This is a genomic window from Streptomyces sp. NRRL S-337, from assembly GCF_000720175.1.
Taxonomy (GTDB): domain Bacteria; phylum Actinomycetota; class Actinomycetes; order Streptomycetales; family Streptomycetaceae; genus Streptomyces; species Streptomyces siderophoricus.
Map to the genome: position 1 here is coordinate 1 of NZ_JOIX01000114.1, position 19,239 is coordinate 19,239.

The window sequence follows — 19,239 nt, forward strand, 5'->3', positions numbered from 1 at the left end:
ACGACATTGGCCCCGGTCGGCAGCGCGCTGCTGGTCACGCTGGCCTGTCCGGAGGCGTTGGTGGTGCCGGCGCCCAGCTGGAGACTGCCGCCGCCGGAGACGAAGGTGACCACCGCGCCGGGGACCGCGACTCCGTTGCAGGTGACGGTGGCGGTGACGGTGACGGGCTGGCCGGCGGTCGGGTTGGCGGGCGTCGAGGAGAGGGTGACCACGCAGTTGGTCGCCGCCTGGACATTCACCGTCGCGGTGCCGGTGACGCCGACACAGGTGCAGGTGGTGGTGGCGGAGACCACGGTGGCGGTCACGACGTTGACGCCGGCCGGCAGCGCGCTGCTGGTCACGCTGGCCTGACCCGAGGCATCGGTGGTGGCAACCCCCAGTGCGACGCCGCCGTTCGAGGTGAAGACCACCGAAGCGCCGGGGACCGCGACTCCGTTGCAGGTGACGATGGCGGTGACGGTGACGGGCTGGCCGGCGGTCGGGTTGGCGGGGGTGGACGACACCGTGACCACACAGTTCGATGTGGTCACGGTGAGCGTCGCCACGCTCGTTCCACTTGTCGTGCCGGTGGCGACCACCAGCCCCGACGTGCTCGCGGTGAACGCCACGGTCGCGTTGCCGTTGGCGTCGGCGACCACCGTCTGCGCCGGTTGCGCGTCGTACGTGATGGTGAGCGTGTCGCCCGCGTTGGCACCGCTGATCGTGGCCGTGAAGGTCTGGCCCGCCGCGACGGTCGACGGGGTCAAGGTGATGATGAGCGCCATGTTTGGACAGCCCCTTTCGAAGGCTCCGCTTGGGAGGTGGGGCCGTCGCGAGGCACAGTCAGAACCCTGTGCCGATCGCGTTCTCCTGCCGGGGGTGCCCTGAAGAAGCACAGCGGACTGCATGTGCAGGCAGCCGTCCGTGGTCCCCGCCAGGGGATGGGCACCCACCGTCGGTACCACTCATTGAAGCGACCGGCCGAACGCAGGACCACGGACGGGGCACAAAGCAACCCGATTGGCGGAGCGTGCGTCGGCGTGTCCGTGACGACGGCAGGTGCCAGATGGGGTAAAGGGGCTCGGCTCCGCGGCCGCCGCTAGTCGTGCGGCTTGACCGCCCGCAGTGCGTACAGCAGCGGAATGAACGGCTCCGACGGCGGCAGCCGCCACCAGCCGTTCTCGGCCGGCACCATGGCGTCGAACCGCTTCCAGGGCAGCAGCTCGGTCTCCCGCACCAGTTGGACGGACAGACCGGCACCGGTCACAGCCGTGATCACCTCGCCGATGCCGTGCCGCCACTCGTAACTCGTGGTGGCGCCGCGCACCGGCGGCCCGTCGGTGTAGGTGTGCGGGGTATCGCTCCGGAGGGCGCCGCGACCGCCCAGGTAGTCGTGGCGCAGCCGGAGGTCCTGCCGCTCCGGGTCCGGCGTCGGACCGAGGGCGTCCAGCAGCGGGTGGAACTCCACCAGGTAGAACGTCCCGCCGGGCCGGAGCAGGGCGCTGACGATATCCGCCCACGCGGCGAGGTCCGGCAGATAGCACAGCGCGCCCTTGCCGGTGTAGACCACATCGAAGCGGCGGCCGCCCAGCGCTGACACCGCGTCGTGCACGTCCGCCCGCACGAACTCCATGTCCCGGCCCGCCTCGTCGGCCAGCCGCCGGGCCTCCCGCACTGCCGCGGCCGAGAAGTCCAGGCCCACGGCGCGCGCCGCGCCCCGGTCGGCGAACGCCGCCGTCTCGGTGCCCAGATGACACTGCAGATGCAGCACGTCCCGCCCGGCGAGCTCACCCAGATCCGCCCACTCGAACGGCGCGAACCAGTGCTCGGCGGTCCGCGAACCGTCCAGCCCGTAGAACTCGCTGGCCACATGGACCGGGGTCCGGGCGTCCCAGTTGGCCTGGTTGGCGCGGATCATCTCCTCGACGCTCTCCTCGACGCCGGGAGCCGGGTGCCGCACTGCCGGCCGCGGCGGTATCGGCCCGCCGTCCCCCTGCTCACCGCTGTTCCCGGATGCGTTCGTCACGACGGTCATCCCTCCCTTCTACCGGCCATGCGGAAGGGCCACCAGAAGGGACGGCCGGAACCGTGCGGTGGCCGGCGAGGAGGGTCACCCGCCCCGCGCTGAGCGTCGCCGGCCGCGGCGCCCGGCGGGCGAGCGCGTCGTCCGCGGTGGTCACGACGCAGCAGGCCCGCCGCTCGCCCCACAGCCGTACGAACAGCTCCACCAGCTCGGCGTGCTCCCGGGCGCCCGGACCGGCGGTCGGCCCGTCCGCCAGCAGCACCGACGGCCGCTTCACCAGCGCCCGTGCCAGCGCCACCCGCCGCCGCATCGCGTCCGTCAACTCGGCCGGAAACACATGGAGTTGACGGCCACGCTGCCCCGGGCCGGCCGCTCCCGCCCACCGAGGACCCGCAGCAGCGCCGCCCGGCCCGCCGGTCAGGTGGTACATGGTGACTCTCCTCCGGCTGCCCGGTGGGCCCGCGACGCGCCTGCGCCGACCGTAGGAAGAGGGGGTGACCGGACGATGAGCGGCGGGTGAGAGCGTGATGAGAATCGGCGCCGCGGCGGGCGCCCACGGCCGGAACCGGGCACCACTGACGAGACGTAAGAACCCTTGCCGCTCAGCTGCAACAGCCGCCACTCCATAGGTATGTTGGACTGCGCGGCGTGGTCGTTCCGACACGGAACGGCGCCATTGCCGCGCCATGGCCCTGCCGTGGCCGAGGGCTGTCGAAGCGACGGGAAAGTGTCGAATGAGCCAAGAATCAGCACCGCAGTCCAGCACCGTCGACGTCACCGTCCCGAGCGTCGCGCGGATGTACGACTACTACCTCGGCGGCAAGGACAACTACGCCGTCGACCGCGAGGCCTGCGAACAGCTGAGCAAGGTCGTGCCGAGCACCCAGGTGCTGGCCCTCAACAACCGCCGCTTCCTGCAACGGGTGGTGCGCTGGCTGGCCACCGAACACGGCATCCGGCAGTTCATCGACCACGGCTCAGGCCTGCCGACCCAGGACAACGTCCACCAGGTCGCCCAGCGCGTCGACCCGGAGGCCCGGGTGGTGTACGTCGACAACGACCCCATCGTGCTGGCGCACGGCCGGGCCCTGCTGGAGGAGAACGCCAACACCGCGGTGATCCAGGCCGACATGCGGGACACCGACGGCATCTTCGACAGCTCGGAGGTGACCCGGCTGATCGACTTCAGCCGGCCGGTCGCCGCGCTGTTCGTCTCCGTGCTCCACTGCATACCGGACTCCGACGACCCGGGCGGACTGATCAAGCGGGTCGCCGACCGGCTGGCCCCGGGCAGCTTCCTGGTGGTGTGCCAGCTGGTCAGCGAGGACGCGGCGACCCGTGACTTCGTCACGAACTTCATGGCCGAGCAGACCCACGGCCAGTGGGGACGGGTGCGGCAGGCGCACGAACTCGCCGGATTCCTGGACGGGTTGGAGATCCAGGAGCCCGGACTGGTGGAGGTCTCGACCTGGAAGCCGGACGGGGACATCGGCCCCAAGCAGCTGACCCTGGAGTGGATCGAGTACGGCGGGGTCGCCCGCAAGGTCTGACGCACCGGGCCCGGACGACGACGAGCGGCCAGGAGCCCCCCGGGCGCCCCGCCGCTCGTCGCCGGATCAGATCCGGGTGAGCGGTATCAGGTCTCCTTGAGCATGCGCTCCAGCATCGCCAGCGACTCCCGCGGCGATTCCGACTGGGCGCTGAGGCGGTCCATCACCGCCAGGTAGTGGTCGACGTCATCGCGCTTGTCCAGATACAGCGCACTGGTCAGCTGCTCCAGATAGACGATGTCGGGCAGATCCGGTTCCAGGAAGCGCAGGATCGTGATCGGGCCACCGGCCGCCGCCAGGCCACCGAGGCTGAACGGCGCGATCTGCAGGGTGACGTTCGGCAGCTCGGACATCGTCAGCAGATGTCTCAGCTGGCCCGCCATCACCTCCCGGCCGCCCAGCGGACGGCGCAGCGTGGCCTCGTCGAGCACCGCCCACACCCGCGGCGCGTCCGGCAGCGTCAGCAATTCCTGCCGCTGCACGCGCAGCCGCACCCGCCGCTCGATCTCCTCGGGCGTCGACCGCGGATGGCCGAGCTGCGCCACCGCGCGGGCGTAGTCCGCGGTCTGCAACAGGCCCGGCACGAACTGCACTTCGTAGGTGCGGATCACCGATGCGGCCTCTTCCAGGCCGAGATGGGTCTCGAACCAGCCGGGCAGCACATCGCCGTACTGGTGCCACCAGCCCGGACTGCTGGTCCGGCGGGCCAGCTTGAGGAAGTCGTCACGGACCGCGTCGTCCGTGACGCCGTAGAGCGTCAGCAGATCGGCGACGTCCCGCTCCTTGCAGCTGACCCGGCCGAGCTCCAGGCGGCTGATCTTCGCGTGGGAACCGCGGATGGCGTCCCCGGCGGCCTCCCGGGTCACGCCGGCCGCCTCGCGCAGCCGGCGCAACTGCGTGCCCAGCACGATCCGCAGGACCGTCGGGCCGCCCCGCGGGTGGTCGAGATACCGGCGCAGGGACTGACCGCTGCTCGGCTGCGCCTCACTCATACTGACTCCCTGACTCCCCTGAGTGGTCGGGCGAACGCCCAGTGTCCCATCGCGCCAAGTGTTCGTACAGCCAGGGCGACTATCCGAACGACATATGCGCCAATCTCGGCGGCATATGCCGCCGGTGTGTCAGACGAGGTCGTCGAAGTCGCCGTCCTTGGCGCCCTGGACGAAGGCCGCCATCTCGTCGCGGGTGTAGATCAGCGCCGGCCCGGAGGTGAACCGGGAGTTGCGCACGGCCACCCCGCCGTCCGAAAGAACAGCCAGCTCAACGCAGTTGCCGCTGGGGTTGCTACGGCGGCTCTTGCGCCACACGACGCCCTCGATGCGGGTCGCCTGCATGCCGTTGGTCACCGACTCCATCAGACCTGCTCCCTTGCTGGAGGACATCCCTCCGACCGATCCCGAGCTCGCGATCACGTTGGCGTGAACGAGCCCCTGAGCGGCCGTCCTTACCGATGTAATTGCAGATGCACTTGCACCGAGCGACGGCTGCCGAGGATATTAGCTCTCCAAGGCAGTCCGGCCCAGCCCCGAAATCGCCCTCGCGGAGATCTTGATGACCGCTCATCCGGCAGAGACCGTGCACGACGCCCTTCCAGAGGAAGCGTTCGAGGAGAGCTGGTGGATGCCCGCCCCCGACGGTTTCGCCGCCTGCGCCCTCAGCAGCTGCGCGGAGACCGTGGCGGAGGCCCGCCGCTTCACCCGTACCACCCTCAGCGGCTGGCAACTGGCCGCGGACGTGACCGAGAACGCGGCGCTGGTCGTCACCGAACTCGTCAGCAACGCACTGCGCCACGGCATCCGGACGGGGGAGCCGGACGAGGTGCCGGCCGCCCACGGGTTCGCCCTGGTGCCCGCACCCCTCTGCCCGGCCTGGCTCGCCCTGACCCGGCAGGAGACCGCCGTGCTGTGCGCCGTCTCCGACGCCGGCACCGACGCACCCGTCGTACGGACCGCCGACCCGCTGGCGGAATCCGGCCGCGGGCTGCACCTCGTCGACCGGCTGAGCGACGCCTGGGGCTGGACCCCGCCGGACCACTCGGGCAAGACGGTGTGGGCCACGGTGTCGCTGCGCGGCTGAGCCGCCGTTCCCCCCTCTCCCAGGCACCGCCCTGTGTGATCATTTCCGGGTCGCCGTCGTCCGACCCGAAGCCCCGAGGAACCGATGGATCTGCTGTCCCTGCGGTACTTCCGGGTCGTCGCGCGCCGGGAACACATCAGCCGGGCCGCCGAGGAACTCCGGGTGGCCCAGCCCTCGGTGAGCCGGACCATCGCCCGCCTCGAAGCCGAACTGGGCCTGCCGCTCTTCGACCGTCAGGGCCGGACGATCCGGCTCAACCGCCACGGCGCCGCCTTCCTCGCCCGGGTGGAGCGGGCCCTGGACGAACTCGACGACGCCCGCCGGGAGATGGCCGACGCCGCCGGGCTCGACAACGGCAGCGTCACCATCGCCGCGGAGACCCTGCTGCCGCTGACCGAACTGCTGGCCGGCTTCCGCGCCGCCCACCCCGGCGTGACCCTCCGCTGCTTCCAGTCCACCCCCGACCTGATGCGCGAACACCTGCGCACCCGTGAGGTGGACTTCTGCGTCGCCTCGCAGCCGCTGACCGGGGCCGGGCTCGGCGCGGTGCGGCTGCTGGACGAGGAGGTGCTGCTCGCGGTCCCGGCGGCGCATCCGCTGGCCGCCCGGAAGCGGGTGACGGTGGCCGACCTCGCCGACGAGCCCTTCATCACCACCCGCCCCGGGCACTGGCAACGCGCCCTGCTGGACCGGCTGTTCACCACCATCGGCCGACGCCCGGTCATCGGCTGCGAGGGCGACGAACCCGGCGCCACCCACTTCCTCGTCATCGCCGGCCTCGGCATCGGCCTGATGCCCTCCATCGCCCGCGCCGACCTGACCGCCGCCCCGCTGGCCTGGCTGCGCATCGACGCCCCCGACTGCCTACGGATCCTGAGCCTGGTGCGCCGCGAGGACAGCTACCTCTCCGCCGCGGCCACCCGCTTCCGCGACCTCGCCGTCACACACTTCGCCGAACGGGCCCGACGGGCGCGCGGGATGCTCTAGGACTTCCGGGCGAACGGGCCGGTGCCGTACCCGTGCAGGGCGATCGCCACCTCGTGGGCCGACGGGCAGTCCGCCGGCGAGGGGAGGAAGTCCCGGCAGCCGGCGGCCAGTTGGCGCAGCACGCCCTGCTGACAGGCCAGCGCCAGCCGGTCCGCCTCGACGGCCGACAGTCGCACCCCCGACCGCAGCTCGACATGGACGACCGGCCGGGACTCCAGCTCACCGCCGGCCGGCGCCACACGGAACCCCTCGATCAGCCCGGCCAGCGGATTGTCCTCGTACAGCCCGTGTGCGACGTCCTGCGGATTGATGATGGCCCCCAGGGAAGATGCCGAAAACGTCCGTCCATGCGTCATCGACATACTCGGGGCCCGGCGCGGGGCCGTCATGAGCTGAGCTACTCAGGTGTCCGGGTGAGTAGTCCGGCCGGACGCCACTACGCCTCCCCGGCCGCCGGGTCCGCCAGGCCGAAAGCGGACAGCAGCCGTTCGGCCGCCAGCGTCGCGGTGATCTCACCGTCCCGCACCGCCCGCTCGACCTCCGGGCCCAGCCGGCGCACCTCGGGATGCTCCTGGAGGCGGTCGATGAGCCGTTCGCGGACCATCGACCAGGTCCAGTCGACCTGCTGGGTGCGGCGCCGCTCGGCCAGCGCACCGGTCGACTCAAGCAGGGTGCGGTGCTGCTCGATCCGCTCCCAGAGCGCCTTCAGCCCGGTGCCCTCGCGGGCGCTGCAGGTCAGCACGGGCGGCGTCCACACCGCGTCCGCGGGCTGCAACAGCCGCAGCGCACCGGCCAGTTCGCGGGCCGCGGACCGGGCGTCCCGCTCGTGCGGCCCGTCGGCCTTGTTCACCGACACCAGGTCCGCCAGCTCCAGCACGCCCTTCTTGATGCCCTGGAGCTGGTCGCCGGTGCGGGCCAGGGTCAGCAGCAGAAACGTGTCGACCATGTTGGCCACGGTCGTCTCCGACTGGCCGACCCCCACCGTCTCCACCAGCACCACGTCATAGCCCGCGGCCTCCATGACGACGATGGATTCGCGGGTGGCACGCGCCACCCCGCCCAGCGTCCCGGAGGTGGGGGAGGGACGGACGAACGCCGCCGGGTCGGTCGCCAGCCGCTCCATCCGGGTCTTGTCACCCAGGATGGAGCCGCCGGTCCGGCTGGACGACGGGTCGACGGCGAGCACCGCCACCCGGTGTCCCATCCCGGTCAGCAGCGACCCCAGTGCGTCGATGAAGGTCGACTTGCCGACACCGGGCACCCCGCTGATGCCCACCCGGCGGGCCGCACCGGAGTACGGCAGCAGCTCGACCAGCAGCCGCTGCGCCGCCGCCCGGTGGTCGGCACGGGTGGACTCGACCAGGGTGACGGCCCGGGCGATCCAGGCCCGGGAACCCGCCCGGACCCCTTCGGCGTACCGTTCGACGTCGATCGTCGCAGGCATGGCCCCCCGCTCTACAGCTCGTGGCCGAGGACCGACGCCAGGTCCTTCACCAGGTCGTGCGCGGCATCCGGGATCACCGTGCCGGGCAGGAACACCGCGGCCGCGCCCATGTCGCGCAGCGGCTGTACGTCCTGCGGCGGGATCACCCCGCCCACCACGACCGTGATGTCCTCCCGGTCCTCCGCCGCCAGTGCCTCCTTCAGTGCCGGCACCAGGGTGAGGTGACCGGCAGCGAGGGAGGACACCCCGACGATGTGCACATCCGCCTCGACCGCCTGGCGGGCCACCTCGGCCGGGGTCTGGAACAGCGGGCCGACGTCCACGTCGAAGCCCAGGTCGGCGAAGGCCGTGGCGATCACCTTCTGGCCGCGGTCATGGCCGTCCTGGCCCATCTTGGCCACCAGGATGCGCGGCCGGCGCCCCTCGGCCCGCTCGAACTCGGCCACCAGCGCCCGGGTGCGCTCCACACCGGAGGACGGGCCCGCTTCGTCTCGGTACACACCCGAGATCGTACGGATCTGGCCGGAGTGCCGCCCGTAGACCTCCTCCAAGGCGTCCGAGATCTCCCCGACGGTCGCCTTGGCCCGGGCCGCGTCCACCGCCAGCGCCAGCAGATTGCCCTCAAGTCCCTTGCCGGGACCGGACCTCGCCGCCGCGGTCAGCGCCCGCAGCGCGTCCTGGCAGGCCGCCTCGTCGCGCTCGGCCCGCAGCCGCTTGAGCTTCTCGATCTGCTGGGCGCGGACCGCGGAGTTGTCGACCTTGAGGACGTCGATCTCCTCGTCGCTGGCCACCCGGTACTTGTTGACGCCGATCAGCGCCTGCCGTCCGGAGTCGATCCGCGCCTGGGTACGGGCCGCGGCCTCCTCCACCCGCAGCTTCGGGATGCCCGCGTCGATCGCCTTGGCCATCCCGCCGGCCGCCTCGACCTCCTCGATGTGCTGCCAGGCCCGGCGCGCCAGGTCGTGCGTGAGCTTCTCGACGTAGGCGCTGCCGCCCCACGGGTCGATCACCCGGCAGGTGCCCGACTCCTGCTGGAGGAACAGCTGGGTGTTCCGGGCGATCCGCGCGGAGAAGTCGGTGGGCAGGGCGAGCGCCTCGTCGAGGGCGTTGGTGTGCAGCGACTGGGTGTGGCCCTGGGTCGCCGCCATCGCCTCCACACACGTGCGGGTGACGTTGTTGAACACGTCCTGCGCGGTCAGCGACCAGCCCGAGGTCTGCGAATGGGTGCGCAGCGAAAGGGACTTGGGGTTCTTCGGCTCGAAGCGCTGGACCAGCCGGGCCCACAGCAGCCGGGCCGCGCGCAGCTTGGCGATCTCCATGAAGAAGTTCATGCCGATCGCCCAGAAGAACGACAGCCGCGGCGCGAACGCGTCCACGTCCATCCCGGCCGCCAGCCCCGCCCGCAGGTACTCCACCCCGTCCGCGAGGGTGTACGCCAGCTCCAGATCGGCCGTCGCACCGGCCTCCTGGATGTGGTAGCCGGAGATCGAGATGGAGTTGTAGCGCGGCATCTTCTGCGAGGTGTACGCGAAGATGTCGGAGATGATCCGCATCGACGGCTGCGGCGGATAGATGTAGGTGTTGCGGACCATGAACTCCTTGAGGATGTCGTTCTGAATGGTCCCGGCCAGCTTCTCGGGCGGTACGCCCTGCTCCTCGGCGGCCACGATGTACAGCGCCAGCACGGGCAGCACCGCGCCGTTCATCGTCATCGACACCGTCATCTTGTCCAGCGGGATGCCCTCGAAGAGCTGCCGCATGTCGTAGATCGAGTCGATGGCGACACCCGCCATGCCGACGTCACCGGTCACCCGCGGGTGGTCGCTGTCGTAGCCGCGGTGGGTGGGCAGGTCGAAGGCGACCGACAGGCCCTTCTGACCGGCCGCCAGATTGCGGCGGTAGAAGGCGTTGGACTCCTCCGCCGTGGAGAAGCCGGCGTACTGCCGGATCGTCCAGGGCTGGTTGACGTACATCGTCGGGTACGGGCCGCGCAGGTACGGCGCGATGCCCGGGTACGTGCCCAGGAAGTCGACGCCCGCCAGATCGTCCTCGGTGTACAGCGGCTTGACGTCGATGCCCTCCGGCGTCTCCCAGGTCAGGTCGGCGACTCCCTTGCCGGTGGCCGCCTCCACCGCTTGGGCCCACTGCTCCGCCCCGGCCGCGCCGTCCGCCGCGGCCGGTCCGCCCAGCTCGACGGTGCTGAAGTCCGGGATGGCGCCGGCCTGTTGCGTTGCTTCCTGCATCTCGGTCATCCCGCCACCTCCATGACGTCCAGGGCCGAGGACAGCACCTCGACCGCGTCGCAGCCCGCGAAGACGAACGCGTCCACCCCGGCCGCCACGAATTCCTCCCGGCGTTCACCCGGCCGGCCGGCCAGGAACACCCGCACCGCACCCGCCGCCTTCAGTGCCGCCGCCACCGCGGCCGCCTGCTCGCCGTAGACCGCATCGCTCGAACACAGCGCGGCGATCCGCGCACCGCTGCGGGCGAACGCCTCGGTCACCGACTCGGCGTCGACGGCCGCCGGTTCCTGCGCGGTCTCGATGCCGCCCGCCTGGAACAGGTTGGCGGCGAACGCCACCCGCGCGGTGTGTGCCGCGACCGGTCCCAGCGCGGCCAGGAACACCTTCGGCCGGGCCCCGGTCGCCGCCAGATGGGCGTCCGAACGGGCCCGCAGCGCCTCGTACGCATCGTCCCTGCGCACCCGCGGCAGCCCACCGGACACCGGCGCCGGCGCCGGCTCGCGCTCCACCGGCGCCTCGGCGAGGAACGGGAACTCGCTGACGCCGGTGATCGGTTCGCGGCGGTGCGCCAGGTCCTCGGTGCGGCGCGCCCAGGTCCGCGCCAGCCGCTCGCGGAGCATCCCGGAGCGCAGTGCCGCGGCCTGACCGCCCGCGGCCTCGATCTCCTGGAAGAACGCCCAGCCCGCCCGGGCGAGTTCGTCGGTGAGCTGCTCCACGTACCAGGAGCCGCCCGCCGGGTCGATCACCTTCGACAGGTGCGACTCCTCCAGCAGCACCGACTGGGTGTTGCGGGCGATCCGCCGGGCGAAGGCGTCGGACAGGCCGAGCGCCGCGTCGAACGGCAGCACCGTCACCGCGTCCGCACCGCCGACCCCCGCCGACAGCCCCGCGACCGTGGTGCGCAGCATGTTCACCCACGGGTCCCGACGGGTCATCATCACCGGCGAGGTCACCGCGTGCTGGACCTGGGCGGAGGCGCCGGGCGCGGCCCCGCACACCTCCGCGACCCGCGCCCACAGCCGGCGGGCCGCGCGCAGCTTGGCGATGGTCAGGAACTGGTCCGCGGTCGCGGCGTAACGGAACTCCAGCTGCCGGCAGGCGTCGTCGATGCTCACCCCGGCCGCGGTCAGGTGCCGCAGATAGGCCACACCGGTGGCGAGGGAGGCGCCGAGCTCCTCGGCCGCCGAGCCACCCGCCTCGTGGTACGGCAGCGCGTCGACGGCCAGCGCCCGTACCCCGGGCGCCTCCGCGAGGCAGCGCCCGGCCAGCCGGGCCGCCGCCTCCAGCTGCACCCGCAGCTTGCTGTCATCACCGGTACGGGCCAGCAGCCCCAGCGGATCGGCGCCCAGCGCGCCCGTGACCTCGGCCGCCGGCACACCGGCCGCGGCGTACAGGCGCAGCAACTCCTCGGCGGCCGGGGCGAAATCGGCGCCCGCGTCCAGCACCACCGCGGCCAGGTCCAGATAGACGCCCTTGAGCGCCTCCGCAAGACCGGACACCGGCACCCCGCCGTGCCCGACGGTCAGCCAGACCGAGGTGACGCCGTTCTCCAGATCGGCGAGCACTGCTTCGTTGGCGCGCCGTGGATCGGTGTGCACCTGGCGCTGGCGTACGTCCCAGCCGGCGACGGTCGTGCCCTCGGGCCGGCCGCCCCGTACGAAGGGCGGGAACCCGGGGCGGCCGGAGGCGGCCGGGCTGTCCTCGGCGGTGTAGAGCGGGCGGACGCGGATCCCGTCCTGGAGATCCGTGGCGAGCGCGTCCTCGGCGGCGGCGCCCGTTGCCTCGGTGGCGCCCGATTTGCGCAGCACGCCTTCGACAAGGCGCTGCCACTGCTCGCGATCGGCATCCGGGAAGGCCGCGGCCAGGGGGAGTTCGGTGGACTCGGCGGTCATGGCAGCAGGCTAGGCGAACGACCGTTAGCTGGAGCAGGGGCTCCGGCTGTGACGTTGCACTCGTTGACCACCTCCGCATGTTCGTATCTATGCGTCGCTGACCGGTTCTGTACGGTGATCCCGGGCACCTGACCACCCCGGAGACCGACCGAGGAGCACGATGTCCAGGGCGCCGCACCGCCGCACCACGGCCCTCACCGGCCTGCTCCTGGCCGTCGCCGCGCTGCTGTGGGCACTGCCCGGGTCCGACGGCCCCCGCCGGGCGGCCGGCTGCACCGGCCGCCGGATCGCCTCCTGGTCGGTCGATTCCCGGCAAACCGCCGCATTCGCCCGCTACGGCAACGACAACACCCGCACCGACGACTGGACCGGCGGCGACGGCACCCACTCGGTGCGCCTCCCCGACGGCCGCACCCTCTGGCTCTTCTCCGACACCTTCCTCGACCGCGTCCAGCCACCCCCCAACCCGCAGGGGCACCACAGCCGTTGGCGCACCGCCGACCGCGGCGGCACCCCTTACCTCCGGCACAACTCCCTGGTGGTGACCTCCCGTTCGGGCCGGCCCGAACGCACCCTGACCGGCGGCACCCCGGCCGCACCCGGCCCGTACTTCCCCGACCCGCCCGGCGGCGGCTGGCGCTGGCCGGTCCAGGCGCGGGTCGAGCCCCGGACACCCGGCGCCGCCGAGCGCGTGGTGCGGGTGCTGCTGTGGCGCCGGGTGCCCGGCACCGGACCGTGGATCTTCGGTATGCCGTACGGCACCGAGGTCGCCACCCTCTCGCTGCCCGGCCTGCACCTGGAACGCATCGACGAAACCGTCGGCCCGGACGCCACCGCCGACCCCGGGCGGCGCGTGCTCTACGGCGCCGCGGCGGTCCGGGCCGGCCGCTGGACCTACGTCTACGGCGCCGACGACCCGCCCTCCGCACCCGCCTCCCGCGCCTACCTCGCCCGGGTCCCCGCCGGCCGGCTCGCGGACCGCGGCAGCTGGCGCTTCTGGGACGGCACCCACTGGCAGCCGCGGGCCGGCCGGGCCGCACCGGTGCTACGGGACGGCGGCCGCCGCGGCGTCGGCAGCGCCTTCACCGTCGTCCGCGACGGCGGCGGCACTTCCCCGTCCTGGGTGCTGTTCACCATGGACACCGGGGGCGGCGGCACCGCCGGGATGCGCACCCTCACCAGCTACTGGGCCTGCGCACCCGAGGGCCCCTGGCACGGCCCGCACGGCCGGATCACCCCGCCCCGGCCGCCCGCCCCCGACCCGCAGTACGTCGCGGCCTACAACCCGCAGGCCCACCCCGGAGCCACCGCGGACGGCACCCTGCAGCTCAGCTACGACATCAACTGGCTCGGACCGCCCGGCGTCCCGGCCGACCCGCACGTCAACGGCGACGTCGACCTCTACCGGCCGCGCTTCCTCCGCGTCACGATGGCGGACGCCGCACCCTGACGGCCGGCGCGCCGCGCCTCAACTCCCGTGCCGCTCCCGCCACGTGCGGGCCTGCTCGTCGATGTCGAACGGCACCAGGTTCAGCGGCGGGCCCTCCAGGGGAGTGCGCAGTGCGGCGCGGATCCGCTCGTTGACCGCCGTCAGGATGCGCCGCAGTGCCGCCTCGGTCGGGGCGTTCGCGGCCGCCTCGCGCGCCTCCTCGGCCTCCTTGCGCAACACCAGGCTCGGCGGCAGGTAGGAGAGGTGCTCCCGCTGCATCTTCTCCCTGATCCACCACATCTCGTCATACGGCTGATCGAGGTGCGGAAGGGGCTTGCCGGCCCCGGGGAGGTCGGCGAAATCGCCGCGCTCCGTCGCCTCGCGGATCTGCTTGTCGACCCAGCTCTCGAAGCTGACTCCGGGTGGTTTGCGCTCGGACATCGCGGAGACTCCCCACGTCGCGGCTCTGGCCTGGCCCTGCGATCAGCCTACGCCGCCGCCCCCCGCACCGCCGGTGCCGCCCGGCGTGGTCGGGCTGGGCTGGACGATCGGGAAGGCGTTGTTGCCGCCGCACACCATGGGGCCGACCCGGACCGTGTCGCCCACCAGGGTCACCATCACCTGGTCCGGCGGCTTGTTCCCCGGCACCCGGGCGTTGGCCGCGGTGCACACCAGCTGGTTGAGCGAGGCGGAGTCCAGCAGCTTGACGTTCATCGGCAGGTGGATCACGACCGTGCCCTCGCCGGTGGTGGCGGTCAGCGGGCCCGGGAACTTCGGCAGCACGCTGGACAGGCCGCGCATCCGCTCGGCGTGGTTGGGCCCCTCCATCAGCAGGGACAGCGCCTGGTCCGGGTCGACCGGGGCCTTCGCCGGCCGGGTCGCAGACCGCAGACCGGACGGGCCGTAGAAGAACAGCTGGACATCGGCCGCGGGCTGGCCCGGCGACTTCACCCCGGAGGCGGGCTCACCGGCGTCGATCACATCGGTGGGCGCGATACCGCAGCCGGCCAGCGCCCCGGCCAGCGCACCGCTGACCACACCGCCCAGCACCCGCCGTCGGGCCCCGGGCGTCCGCGGGGCGTTCGGCCCGTTCATGGCGCTCATCCGTCGTTCTCCTCACCGGGCGCCCGGAGCCCTTCGGGCCCGTCCGCCCCGTCCGCCCCGTCCGTCCTGCCCGGCCCGTCCGCCGCGTTCGCCGCGTCCGGCCCGGCCGTGCCGCCGGGCCCGCCCGGCTCGTCCTGGCGCAGCGGGAGGTCCACGGTGAACACCGCGCCGCCCTCCGGAGAGTTGGCCGCCCGCATCATGCCGCCGTGCAGCCGTACGTTCTCCATCGCGATGGCCAGCCCCAGACCGCTGCCCTCCGAACGGGCCCGGGCCGAGTCCGCCTTGTAGAACCGCTCGAAGACGTGCGGCAGGACCTCCGGGTCTATCCCCGGACCGCTGTCGCGGACCTCGATCAGCAGCCGGTCCGCGCCCGGCTCCGGGGCGTGCAGCACCACCCGCACCGGCTCGCCACCGTGGTGCAGCGCATTGCCGACCAGGTTGGCGACCACGACGTCGAGCCGCCGCGGATCGAGCTGGGCCCGGACGTCCTCGGGCAGGTCCGCGGCCACCCGCTTCTGCCAGGCCCGGGCCTGCAGCGTCTTGCGGATGGTCTCGGCGACATCGACCTCGTCCAGATGGAGCGCCGCGGCGCCCGCGTCGAACCGGGAGACCTCCATCAGGTCCTCCACCATCCGCGCCAGCTTGCCGGTCTCCTGGCTGATCAGCCGGACCGCGGAGGCGGTGTCCGGGTCGAGGGAATCGGCGTCCTCGTCGAGCACGTCGGTCACCGCGGTCATCGCCGCCAGCGGCGTGCGCAGCTCGTGCGAGACATCGGCCGCGAACCGCCGGGAGTTGGCCTCCAGGCGGCGCAGCTCGGCCATGCTCTCCTCCAGCCGGGCCGCCATGTCGTTGAACGTGCGGGACAGGTCGGCGAGTTCGTCGGTGCCCTTGACCTCCAGCCGGGTGTCCAGCTTGCCCTCGGCGATCCGCCCGGCGGCCTGCCGCAGCCCGCGCACCGGCCGCAGCACCCCGCGCGCGGCGAGCAGCGCCGGGATCACCGCGAGGATCAGCACCGGCAGGGCACCCCGCTGGGCCGCGGTCACCAGCGCCTCGACATTGGACTCCTCGGCGCTGAGCGGCAGTTGGGCATAGACGGACAGTGCGGACGCCTGGCCGTCGGACTGCCGGACCGGCATGCCGATCAGCAGCCAGGGAGACCCCGCGCGGTTGATCCGCTGGAAGGCCGGGACGTGCCGCTTCTCCACCGACGCCTTCAGGTCGGCCGGGATCACCACACTGCGCTGCAGCCCGCCCTCGTCGCTGTCCGGAACGCCGAGATAATGAACGGAAATGTCCCATTCACGGGATTTGCCGGAGCGTTCCAGCTGCACCCGGAAATTGTCCAGGTCCGCCTGCGTCGGCGGCACCGTCAGCTCCGGCGCGAGCGAGTTCACCTGCGCCCGCAGATCGTTCACCGCGATGTCCTGGGACCGCTGCAGAATGGCGTTACGGGCCTCGCGATACGTCAGCATCGCCGTGGTCAGCGCACTGACGGCCGCCACCACCAGGAACCCCACGACGAGCCGCGCCCGCAGACCACGCAGCAGGGTGCGCGACGGCACCCGGCCGGCGAGGCGGTTCACAGCGGACCGAAGCGGTAACCGAAGCCCCGCACGGTCTGGACGTAACGGGGGCTGCGCGGGGTGTCCTCTATCTTCGTCCGCAGCCGCATCACACAGGCGTCCACCAGCCGCGCATCGCCGTGGTAGCTGTGCTCCCACACGTGCTCCAGCAGCTGCTGGCGGCTGAAGACCTGCCCCGGCGTCGCGGACAGGAACAGCAGCAGCTTCATCTCCGAGGGCGCCAGCGCCAGGTCCTTGCCGCCCTTGGCGACGACCAGACCGGCCCGGTCGATGGCCAGTTCGCCGTACGTCTCGACCGGCGCCGGCCCCGGCTCCACGGCCGGGGCGCCGTCGGCGGGCAGCGCCGTACGGCGCAGCACCGCCCGGATGCGCGCCTCCAGCACCTCACCGCGGGCCGGTTTGACGATGTAGTCATCGGCCCCGGCCTCCAGCCCGAGCACCACGTCCAGATCGTCGCCGCGGGCGGTGAGCATGATGATCGGCAGCTGCCGCTCGGCGCGGATCAGCCGGCACACCTCGAAACCGTCCTTGCCGGGGAGCATCAGATCCAGCAGCACGATGTCCGGGCGGAACCCGGGCAGCGCCGCCAGACCCTCCTCGCCGCTGGCCGCGGCCGCCACTTCGTGGCCGCGCCGCCGTAGCGCGAGGGACACTCCGTCCCGTACGGCGGCGTCGTCCTCGATCAGAAGTACTCGTGGCATGGCTCCAGTATCAATAAGTTTCATGATGGATCCGTAACAGGAGCAGCCTTCCCGGCCCGGGACGCATCTGTCGTGGTGAAGACGGCGGATGCCTCCGGCACCCGCCGTCCGCACGGACACCGGCACGGCATAGGGGACGGGATCGGGATGGCTCGGCGCTTCGGTATCGAGGGCGGCATCATCGGAGTGGTGGCGGCGGCGGTGGTGTCGCTGGGGATCGTCGGGGCGGTCGCCTCCGGCCAACTCGGCGGCCCGTCCAAGGCCGAGGCGGACACCCTCGGCAGGCAGGCCGCGCGGGCACCGAAGATCGCCCCGGTCGACCCGTCCATCGTGCACGCCTCCGACCGCCCCGGCCGCAGCCTGAACATCACCATCGACGACGGCCCGGACCCGGTCTGGACCCCCAAGGTCCTGGAGGTGCTGAAGAAGCACGACGTCAAGGCCGTCTTCTGCATGATCGGCCCGCAGGCCAGGGCCCACCCCGAGCTGGTCAAGCAGGTGGTGGCCGCCGGGCACAAGCTCTGCGACCACACCGTCAGCCACAACACCGGCATGGACCACCAGCCGGAGAGCTACCAGTCGCAGCAGATCCTCGACGCCCAGAAGATGATCGAGGACGCGGCGGGCGGCGCGAAGGTCGAGTACTACCGTGCGCCCGGCGGCGCCTTCACCCCGTACAGCCGGAAGCTGGCCGCCGCCCACGGCATGCGCCCGCTCGGCTGGAACGTCGACAGCAAGGACTTCGAGAGCGGCAGCGTCGAGGCGATCGAGGCCACCGTCCGCGGGGAGATCGGCAACGGGCCGACCGTCCTCTTCCACGACGGCGGCGGCAACCGCGCCCTCACCGTCGCGTCGCTGGACCGCCTGCTGCCGTGGATGAAGCAGCAGGGGTACGGGTTCGGCTTCCCGAAGCGCTGACGCGCCCCATCCTCAAGATGTGAAGCGGCCGTCGCCCCGGGGAACTCCCCGGGGCGACGGCCGTTCTGCGAGCCGGCGGCGCCGGTGACGTCACGGCGCGGTCGGCCCAGTCTGTGGGCATCGGCCTGGGTGGCCGCGTTCGGCGTTCGAGGCCGACGGTCAGCATGTGGTGTGTGTTTCCGGCCGCCCGTCGCTGTCCACCGGCCCGGGCTTCCGCCGCGGTCCTACGCCGCGCCGAACAGCTCGGCGAGCCCGCGGTCCATGCTCAGGTGGGCGAGTTCACTGCCGGCCGGCACGGCCTCGTACGACCGGTCCAGGAACCGCCGCACGTCCACCGTGTCCAACTGCACCATCGCGATGCCCTCGTCCGCGTGGAACTCCATCACCGTGCGGTCCGGGCCGCACGGCCGCACCCGGACGTCGCCCCGCCCGGCCGGCGCCCGCAGCCCCTCCGCCAGCAGCTCACGCGCGAACGCCCAGTCCACCGCCGAGCCGTCCAGCGAGATCTCCGGCGGGAAGGACATCCGTACGGCCAGCGGGTCGGCGGGCTGGTAGTGCAACACCGCGGGCACCGCGTACGGGCCGGGGGCGGTGGCGATGAGACGGACCTGGACGGCGTGGTCGATGACGGTGTTCATCGCGCTGCTCCCTCACGGCTGTGGTTGGGCAATGGCTCGTCCAGTAGGACGGTGTGCCCGCTCTCGCCGTGCACGCGACAGGGGTGTGATGTATCTCATGTTGCCGGGCTCTTGCCGGAACGATGGAGCCCCTGCTGCGTTCTCCCCGAACTGCCCGGGAACTGCCGGGAATCCCTCGGGGCCACCGGGGATTCCCCGGCTGGAACCAGGAACTCCGCCAGAATCCCCGGCCCCGCGGCCGCCGCGAATCCGGCCGCCTCGCTTGCCGCCAGATCCCGGATGCGGTAACCGTCCTCACCCGCCGCGACCGCCGCGGTCAACGTGACCAGACCGGACCGGCGGGTGAACGGCGAATCCGTGAACGTCCACGCCGCGATCGCGGACCGCCGGAGGACGAGGGTGTCGCGGCTGAAGGTGCCCGACCGGGCGACCAGAAAGCCGCCCTGGAGACCGTGCCCCAGACTGCGGTACGCGTCCCGCGCCAGCCACAGCACCAGCGGCGTGGCCACCACCGCGAAGACCCAGGCGCAGTGCAGCAGTACGGGGGTGAGGGTCACTCCCAGCCCGGCGAGCAGCGCGGTACCGGGCAGCACGACGCACACCATCCCGCGCACCCTGCGGCCTGTCTCTTATACACATCTCCGAGCCCACGAGACGGACTCCTATCTCGTA

19 protein-coding genes and 1 pseudogene are annotated in these 19,239 nt (G+C 72.3%); 5 read left to right on the top strand and 15 right to left on the bottom strand.

Annotated features, from left to right (window positions below):
* The 3 genes and pseudogenes from IG62_RS0138655 to IG62_RS47545 all read right to left on the bottom strand — a co-directional run.
* Positions 1-764: pseudogene (locus tag IG62_RS0138655) on the bottom strand (Ig-like domain repeat protein); the annotation flags it as partial.
* Between the two features lie 314 nt (positions 765-1,078).
* The gene (locus tag IG62_RS0138660; protein ID WP_037840383.1) at positions 1,079-1,897 is read right to left on the bottom strand and encodes a class I SAM-dependent methyltransferase; all 819 of its coding nucleotides are present in this window, start codon (positions 1,895-1,897) and stop codon (positions 1,079-1,081) included.
* Positions 1,898-1,976: 79 nt separating this feature from the next.
* A complete protein-coding gene (locus IG62_RS47545; protein ID WP_158795181.1) occupies positions 1,977-2,432 on the bottom strand; it encodes an ATP-binding cassette domain-containing protein in 456 nt (151 codons plus the stop codon).
* Between the two features lie 304 nt (positions 2,433-2,736).
* Between IG62_RS47545 and IG62_RS0138670 the strand changes: the two genes are divergently transcribed.
* Entirely contained in the window at positions 2,737-3,552 is an 816-nt protein-coding gene (locus IG62_RS0138670; protein WP_030815113.1) for an SAM-dependent methyltransferase, read from the top strand.
* An 86-nt stretch (positions 3,553-3,638) separates the two neighbouring features.
* On the opposite strand, the gene IG62_RS0138675 is transcribed toward IG62_RS0138670, so the two are convergent.
* Together IG62_RS0138675 and IG62_RS0138680 are read right to left on the bottom strand one after the other, a co-directional pair.
* Positions 3,639-4,544, bottom strand: coding sequence for a helix-turn-helix domain-containing protein (locus IG62_RS0138675; protein ID WP_030815117.1), 906 nt, complete (start codon positions 4,542-4,544; stop codon positions 3,639-3,641).
* 129 nt (positions 4,545-4,673) lie between these two features.
* A complete protein-coding gene (locus IG62_RS0138680; RefSeq protein WP_030815120.1) occupies positions 4,674-4,907 on the bottom strand; it encodes a DUF397 domain-containing protein in 234 nt (77 codons plus the stop codon).
* Positions 4,908-5,103: 196 nt separating this feature from the next.
* On the opposite strand from IG62_RS0138680, the gene IG62_RS0138685 reads away from it, so the two are divergent.
* Both IG62_RS0138685 and IG62_RS0138690 read left to right on the top strand, forming a co-directional pair.
* A complete protein-coding gene (locus IG62_RS0138685; protein WP_030815123.1) occupies positions 5,104-5,628 on the top strand; it encodes an ATP-binding protein in 525 nt (174 codons plus the stop codon).
* Between the two features lie 84 nt (positions 5,629-5,712).
* A complete protein-coding gene (locus IG62_RS0138690; RefSeq protein ID WP_030815125.1) occupies positions 5,713-6,615 on the top strand; it encodes a LysR family transcriptional regulator in 903 nt (300 codons plus the stop codon).
* On the opposite strand, the gene IG62_RS0138695 is transcribed toward IG62_RS0138690, so the two are convergent.
* From IG62_RS0138695 to mutA, 4 genes are all read right to left on the bottom strand, one after another.
* Positions 6,612-6,971 carry a coenzyme f390 synthetase gene (locus IG62_RS0138695; protein WP_234326918.1) on the bottom strand — a complete coding sequence of 120 codons (360 nt, stop codon included), beginning with the start codon at positions 6,969-6,971 and terminating at the stop codon, positions 6,612-6,614. The genes IG62_RS0138690 and IG62_RS0138695 overlap by 4 nt on opposite strands.
* An 80-nt stretch (positions 6,972-7,051) precedes the next feature.
* Complete coding sequence (meaB, locus tag IG62_RS0138700; protein ID WP_030815132.1) at positions 7,052-8,059, bottom strand: methylmalonyl Co-A mutase-associated GTPase MeaB; 1,008 nt, start codon at positions 8,057-8,059, stop codon at positions 7,052-7,054.
* Between the two features lie 11 nt (positions 8,060-8,070).
* Positions 8,071-10,302, bottom strand: coding sequence for a methylmalonyl-CoA mutase (gene scpA, locus IG62_RS0138705; RefSeq protein ID WP_030815134.1), 2,232 nt, complete (start codon positions 10,300-10,302; stop codon positions 8,071-8,073).
* A gap of 5 nt (positions 10,303-10,307) precedes the next feature.
* Positions 10,308-12,194 (bottom strand): methylmalonyl-CoA mutase small subunit, encoded by a 1,887-nt coding sequence (gene mutA / locus IG62_RS0138710; RefSeq protein WP_030815136.1) that lies wholly within the window; start codon positions 12,192-12,194, stop codon positions 10,308-10,310.
* Between the two features lie 160 nt (positions 12,195-12,354).
* On the opposite strand from mutA, the gene IG62_RS0138715 reads away from it, so the two are divergent.
* Positions 12,355-13,644 carry a DUF4185 domain-containing protein gene (locus tag IG62_RS0138715; RefSeq protein WP_030815139.1) on the top strand — a complete coding sequence of 430 codons (1,290 nt, stop codon included), beginning with the start codon at positions 12,355-12,357 and terminating at the stop codon, positions 13,642-13,644.
* Between the two features lie 18 nt (positions 13,645-13,662).
* On the opposite strand, the gene IG62_RS0138720 is transcribed toward IG62_RS0138715, so the two are convergent.
* The 4 genes from IG62_RS0138720 to IG62_RS0138735 are packed head-to-tail and all read right to left on the bottom strand — an operon-like array spanning position 13,663 to position 17,011.
* Positions 13,663-14,064 (bottom strand): DUF1992 domain-containing protein, encoded by a 402-nt coding sequence (locus IG62_RS0138720; RefSeq protein ID WP_030815143.1) that lies wholly within the window; start codon positions 14,062-14,064, stop codon positions 13,663-13,665.
* 42 nt (positions 14,065-14,106) lie between these two features.
* A complete protein-coding gene (locus IG62_RS0138725; protein ID WP_030815146.1) occupies positions 14,107-14,727 on the bottom strand; it encodes a GerMN domain-containing protein in 621 nt (206 codons plus the stop codon).
* Positions 14,724-16,310, bottom strand: a complete 1,587-nt coding sequence (locus IG62_RS0138730) for an ATP-binding protein (RefSeq protein ID WP_078872504.1) — start codon at positions 16,308-16,310, stop codon at positions 14,724-14,726. Before IG62_RS0138730 ends, IG62_RS0138725 begins: the two co-directional genes overlap by 4 nt.
* Positions 16,307-17,011, bottom strand: coding sequence for a response regulator transcription factor (locus IG62_RS0138735; RefSeq protein WP_030415362.1), 705 nt, complete (start codon positions 17,009-17,011; stop codon positions 16,307-16,309). The genes IG62_RS0138730 and IG62_RS0138735 overlap by 4 nt, the downstream gene beginning before the upstream one ends.
* A gap of 147 nt (positions 17,012-17,158) precedes the next feature.
* Here IG62_RS0138735 and IG62_RS0138740 point away from each other — a divergent pair, with 147 nt between their 5' ends.
* Positions 17,159-17,929 carry a polysaccharide deacetylase family protein gene (locus IG62_RS0138740; RefSeq protein WP_030815152.1) on the top strand — a complete coding sequence of 257 codons (771 nt, stop codon included), beginning with the start codon at positions 17,159-17,161 and terminating at the stop codon, positions 17,927-17,929.
* A gap of 224 nt (positions 17,930-18,153) precedes the next feature.
* Here the strand turns inward: IG62_RS0138740 and IG62_RS0138745 are convergent, their stop codons facing one another.
* Together IG62_RS0138745 and IG62_RS0138750 are read right to left on the bottom strand one after the other, a co-directional pair.
* Positions 18,154-18,567 carry an SsgA family sporulation/cell division regulator gene (locus IG62_RS0138745; protein WP_030815155.1) on the bottom strand — a complete coding sequence of 138 codons (414 nt, stop codon included), beginning with the start codon at positions 18,565-18,567 and terminating at the stop codon, positions 18,154-18,156.
* 95 nt (positions 18,568-18,662) lie between these two features.
* Positions 18,663-19,160 carry a PH domain-containing protein gene (locus IG62_RS0138750; protein ID WP_324604669.1) on the bottom strand — a complete coding sequence of 166 codons (498 nt, stop codon included), beginning with the start codon at positions 19,158-19,160 and terminating at the stop codon, positions 18,663-18,665.
* Positions 19,161-19,239 lie beyond the last annotated feature (79 nt).

What these genes read in the sequence shown, in the direction of transcription:
- IG62_RS0138660 (WP_037840383.1), bottom strand. Translation starts at nt 1,897, where the DNA reads ATGATCCGCGCCAACCAGGCCAACTGGGACGCCCGGACCCCGGTCCAT.
- IG62_RS47545 (WP_158795181.1), bottom strand. Translation starts at nt 2,432, where the DNA reads ATGTACCACCTGACCGGCGGGCCGGGCGGCGCTGCTGCGGGTCCTCGG.
- IG62_RS0138670 (WP_030815113.1), top strand. Translation starts at nt 2,737, where the DNA reads ATGAGCCAAGAATCAGCACCGCAGTCCAGCACCGTCGACGTCACCGTC.
- IG62_RS0138675 (WP_030815117.1), bottom strand. Translation starts at nt 4,544, where the DNA reads ATGAGTGAGGCGCAGCCGAGCAGCGGTCAGTCCCTGCGCCGGTATCTC.
- IG62_RS0138680 (WP_030815120.1), bottom strand. Translation starts at nt 4,907, where the DNA reads ATGGAGTCGGTGACCAACGGCATGCAGGCGACCCGCATCGAGGGCGTC.
- IG62_RS0138685 (WP_030815123.1), top strand. Translation starts at nt 5,104, where the DNA reads ATGACCGCTCATCCGGCAGAGACCGTGCACGACGCCCTTCCAGAGGAA.
- IG62_RS0138690 (WP_030815125.1), top strand. Translation starts at nt 5,713, where the DNA reads ATGGATCTGCTGTCCCTGCGGTACTTCCGGGTCGTCGCGCGCCGGGAA.
- IG62_RS0138695 (WP_234326918.1), bottom strand. Translation starts at nt 6,971, where the DNA reads ATGACGCATGGACGGACGTTTTCGGCATCTTCCCTGGGGGCCATCATC.
- meaB (WP_030815132.1), bottom strand. Translation starts at nt 8,059, where the DNA reads ATGCCTGCGACGATCGACGTCGAACGGTACGCCGAAGGGGTCCGGGCG.
- scpA (WP_030815134.1), bottom strand. Translation starts at nt 10,302, where the DNA reads ATGCAGGAAGCAACGCAACAGGCCGGCGCCATCCCGGACTTCAGCACC.
- mutA (WP_030815136.1), bottom strand. Translation starts at nt 12,194, where the DNA reads ATGACCGCCGAGTCCACCGAACTCCCCCTGGCCGCGGCCTTCCCGGAT.
- IG62_RS0138715 (WP_030815139.1), top strand. Translation starts at nt 12,355, where the DNA reads ATGTCCAGGGCGCCGCACCGCCGCACCACGGCCCTCACCGGCCTGCTC.
- IG62_RS0138720 (WP_030815143.1), bottom strand. Translation starts at nt 14,064, where the DNA reads ATGTCCGAGCGCAAACCACCCGGAGTCAGCTTCGAGAGCTGGGTCGAC.
- IG62_RS0138725 (WP_030815146.1), bottom strand. Translation starts at nt 14,727, where the DNA reads ATGAGCGCCATGAACGGGCCGAACGCCCCGCGGACGCCCGGGGCCCGA.
- IG62_RS0138735 (WP_030415362.1), bottom strand. Translation starts at nt 17,011, where the DNA reads ATGCCACGAGTACTTCTGATCGAGGACGACGCCGCCGTACGGGACGGA.
- IG62_RS0138740 (WP_030815152.1), top strand. Translation starts at nt 17,159, where the DNA reads ATGGCTCGGCGCTTCGGTATCGAGGGCGGCATCATCGGAGTGGTGGCG.
- IG62_RS0138745 (WP_030815155.1), bottom strand. Translation starts at nt 18,567, where the DNA reads ATGAACACCGTCATCGACCACGCCGTCCAGGTCCGTCTCATCGCCACC.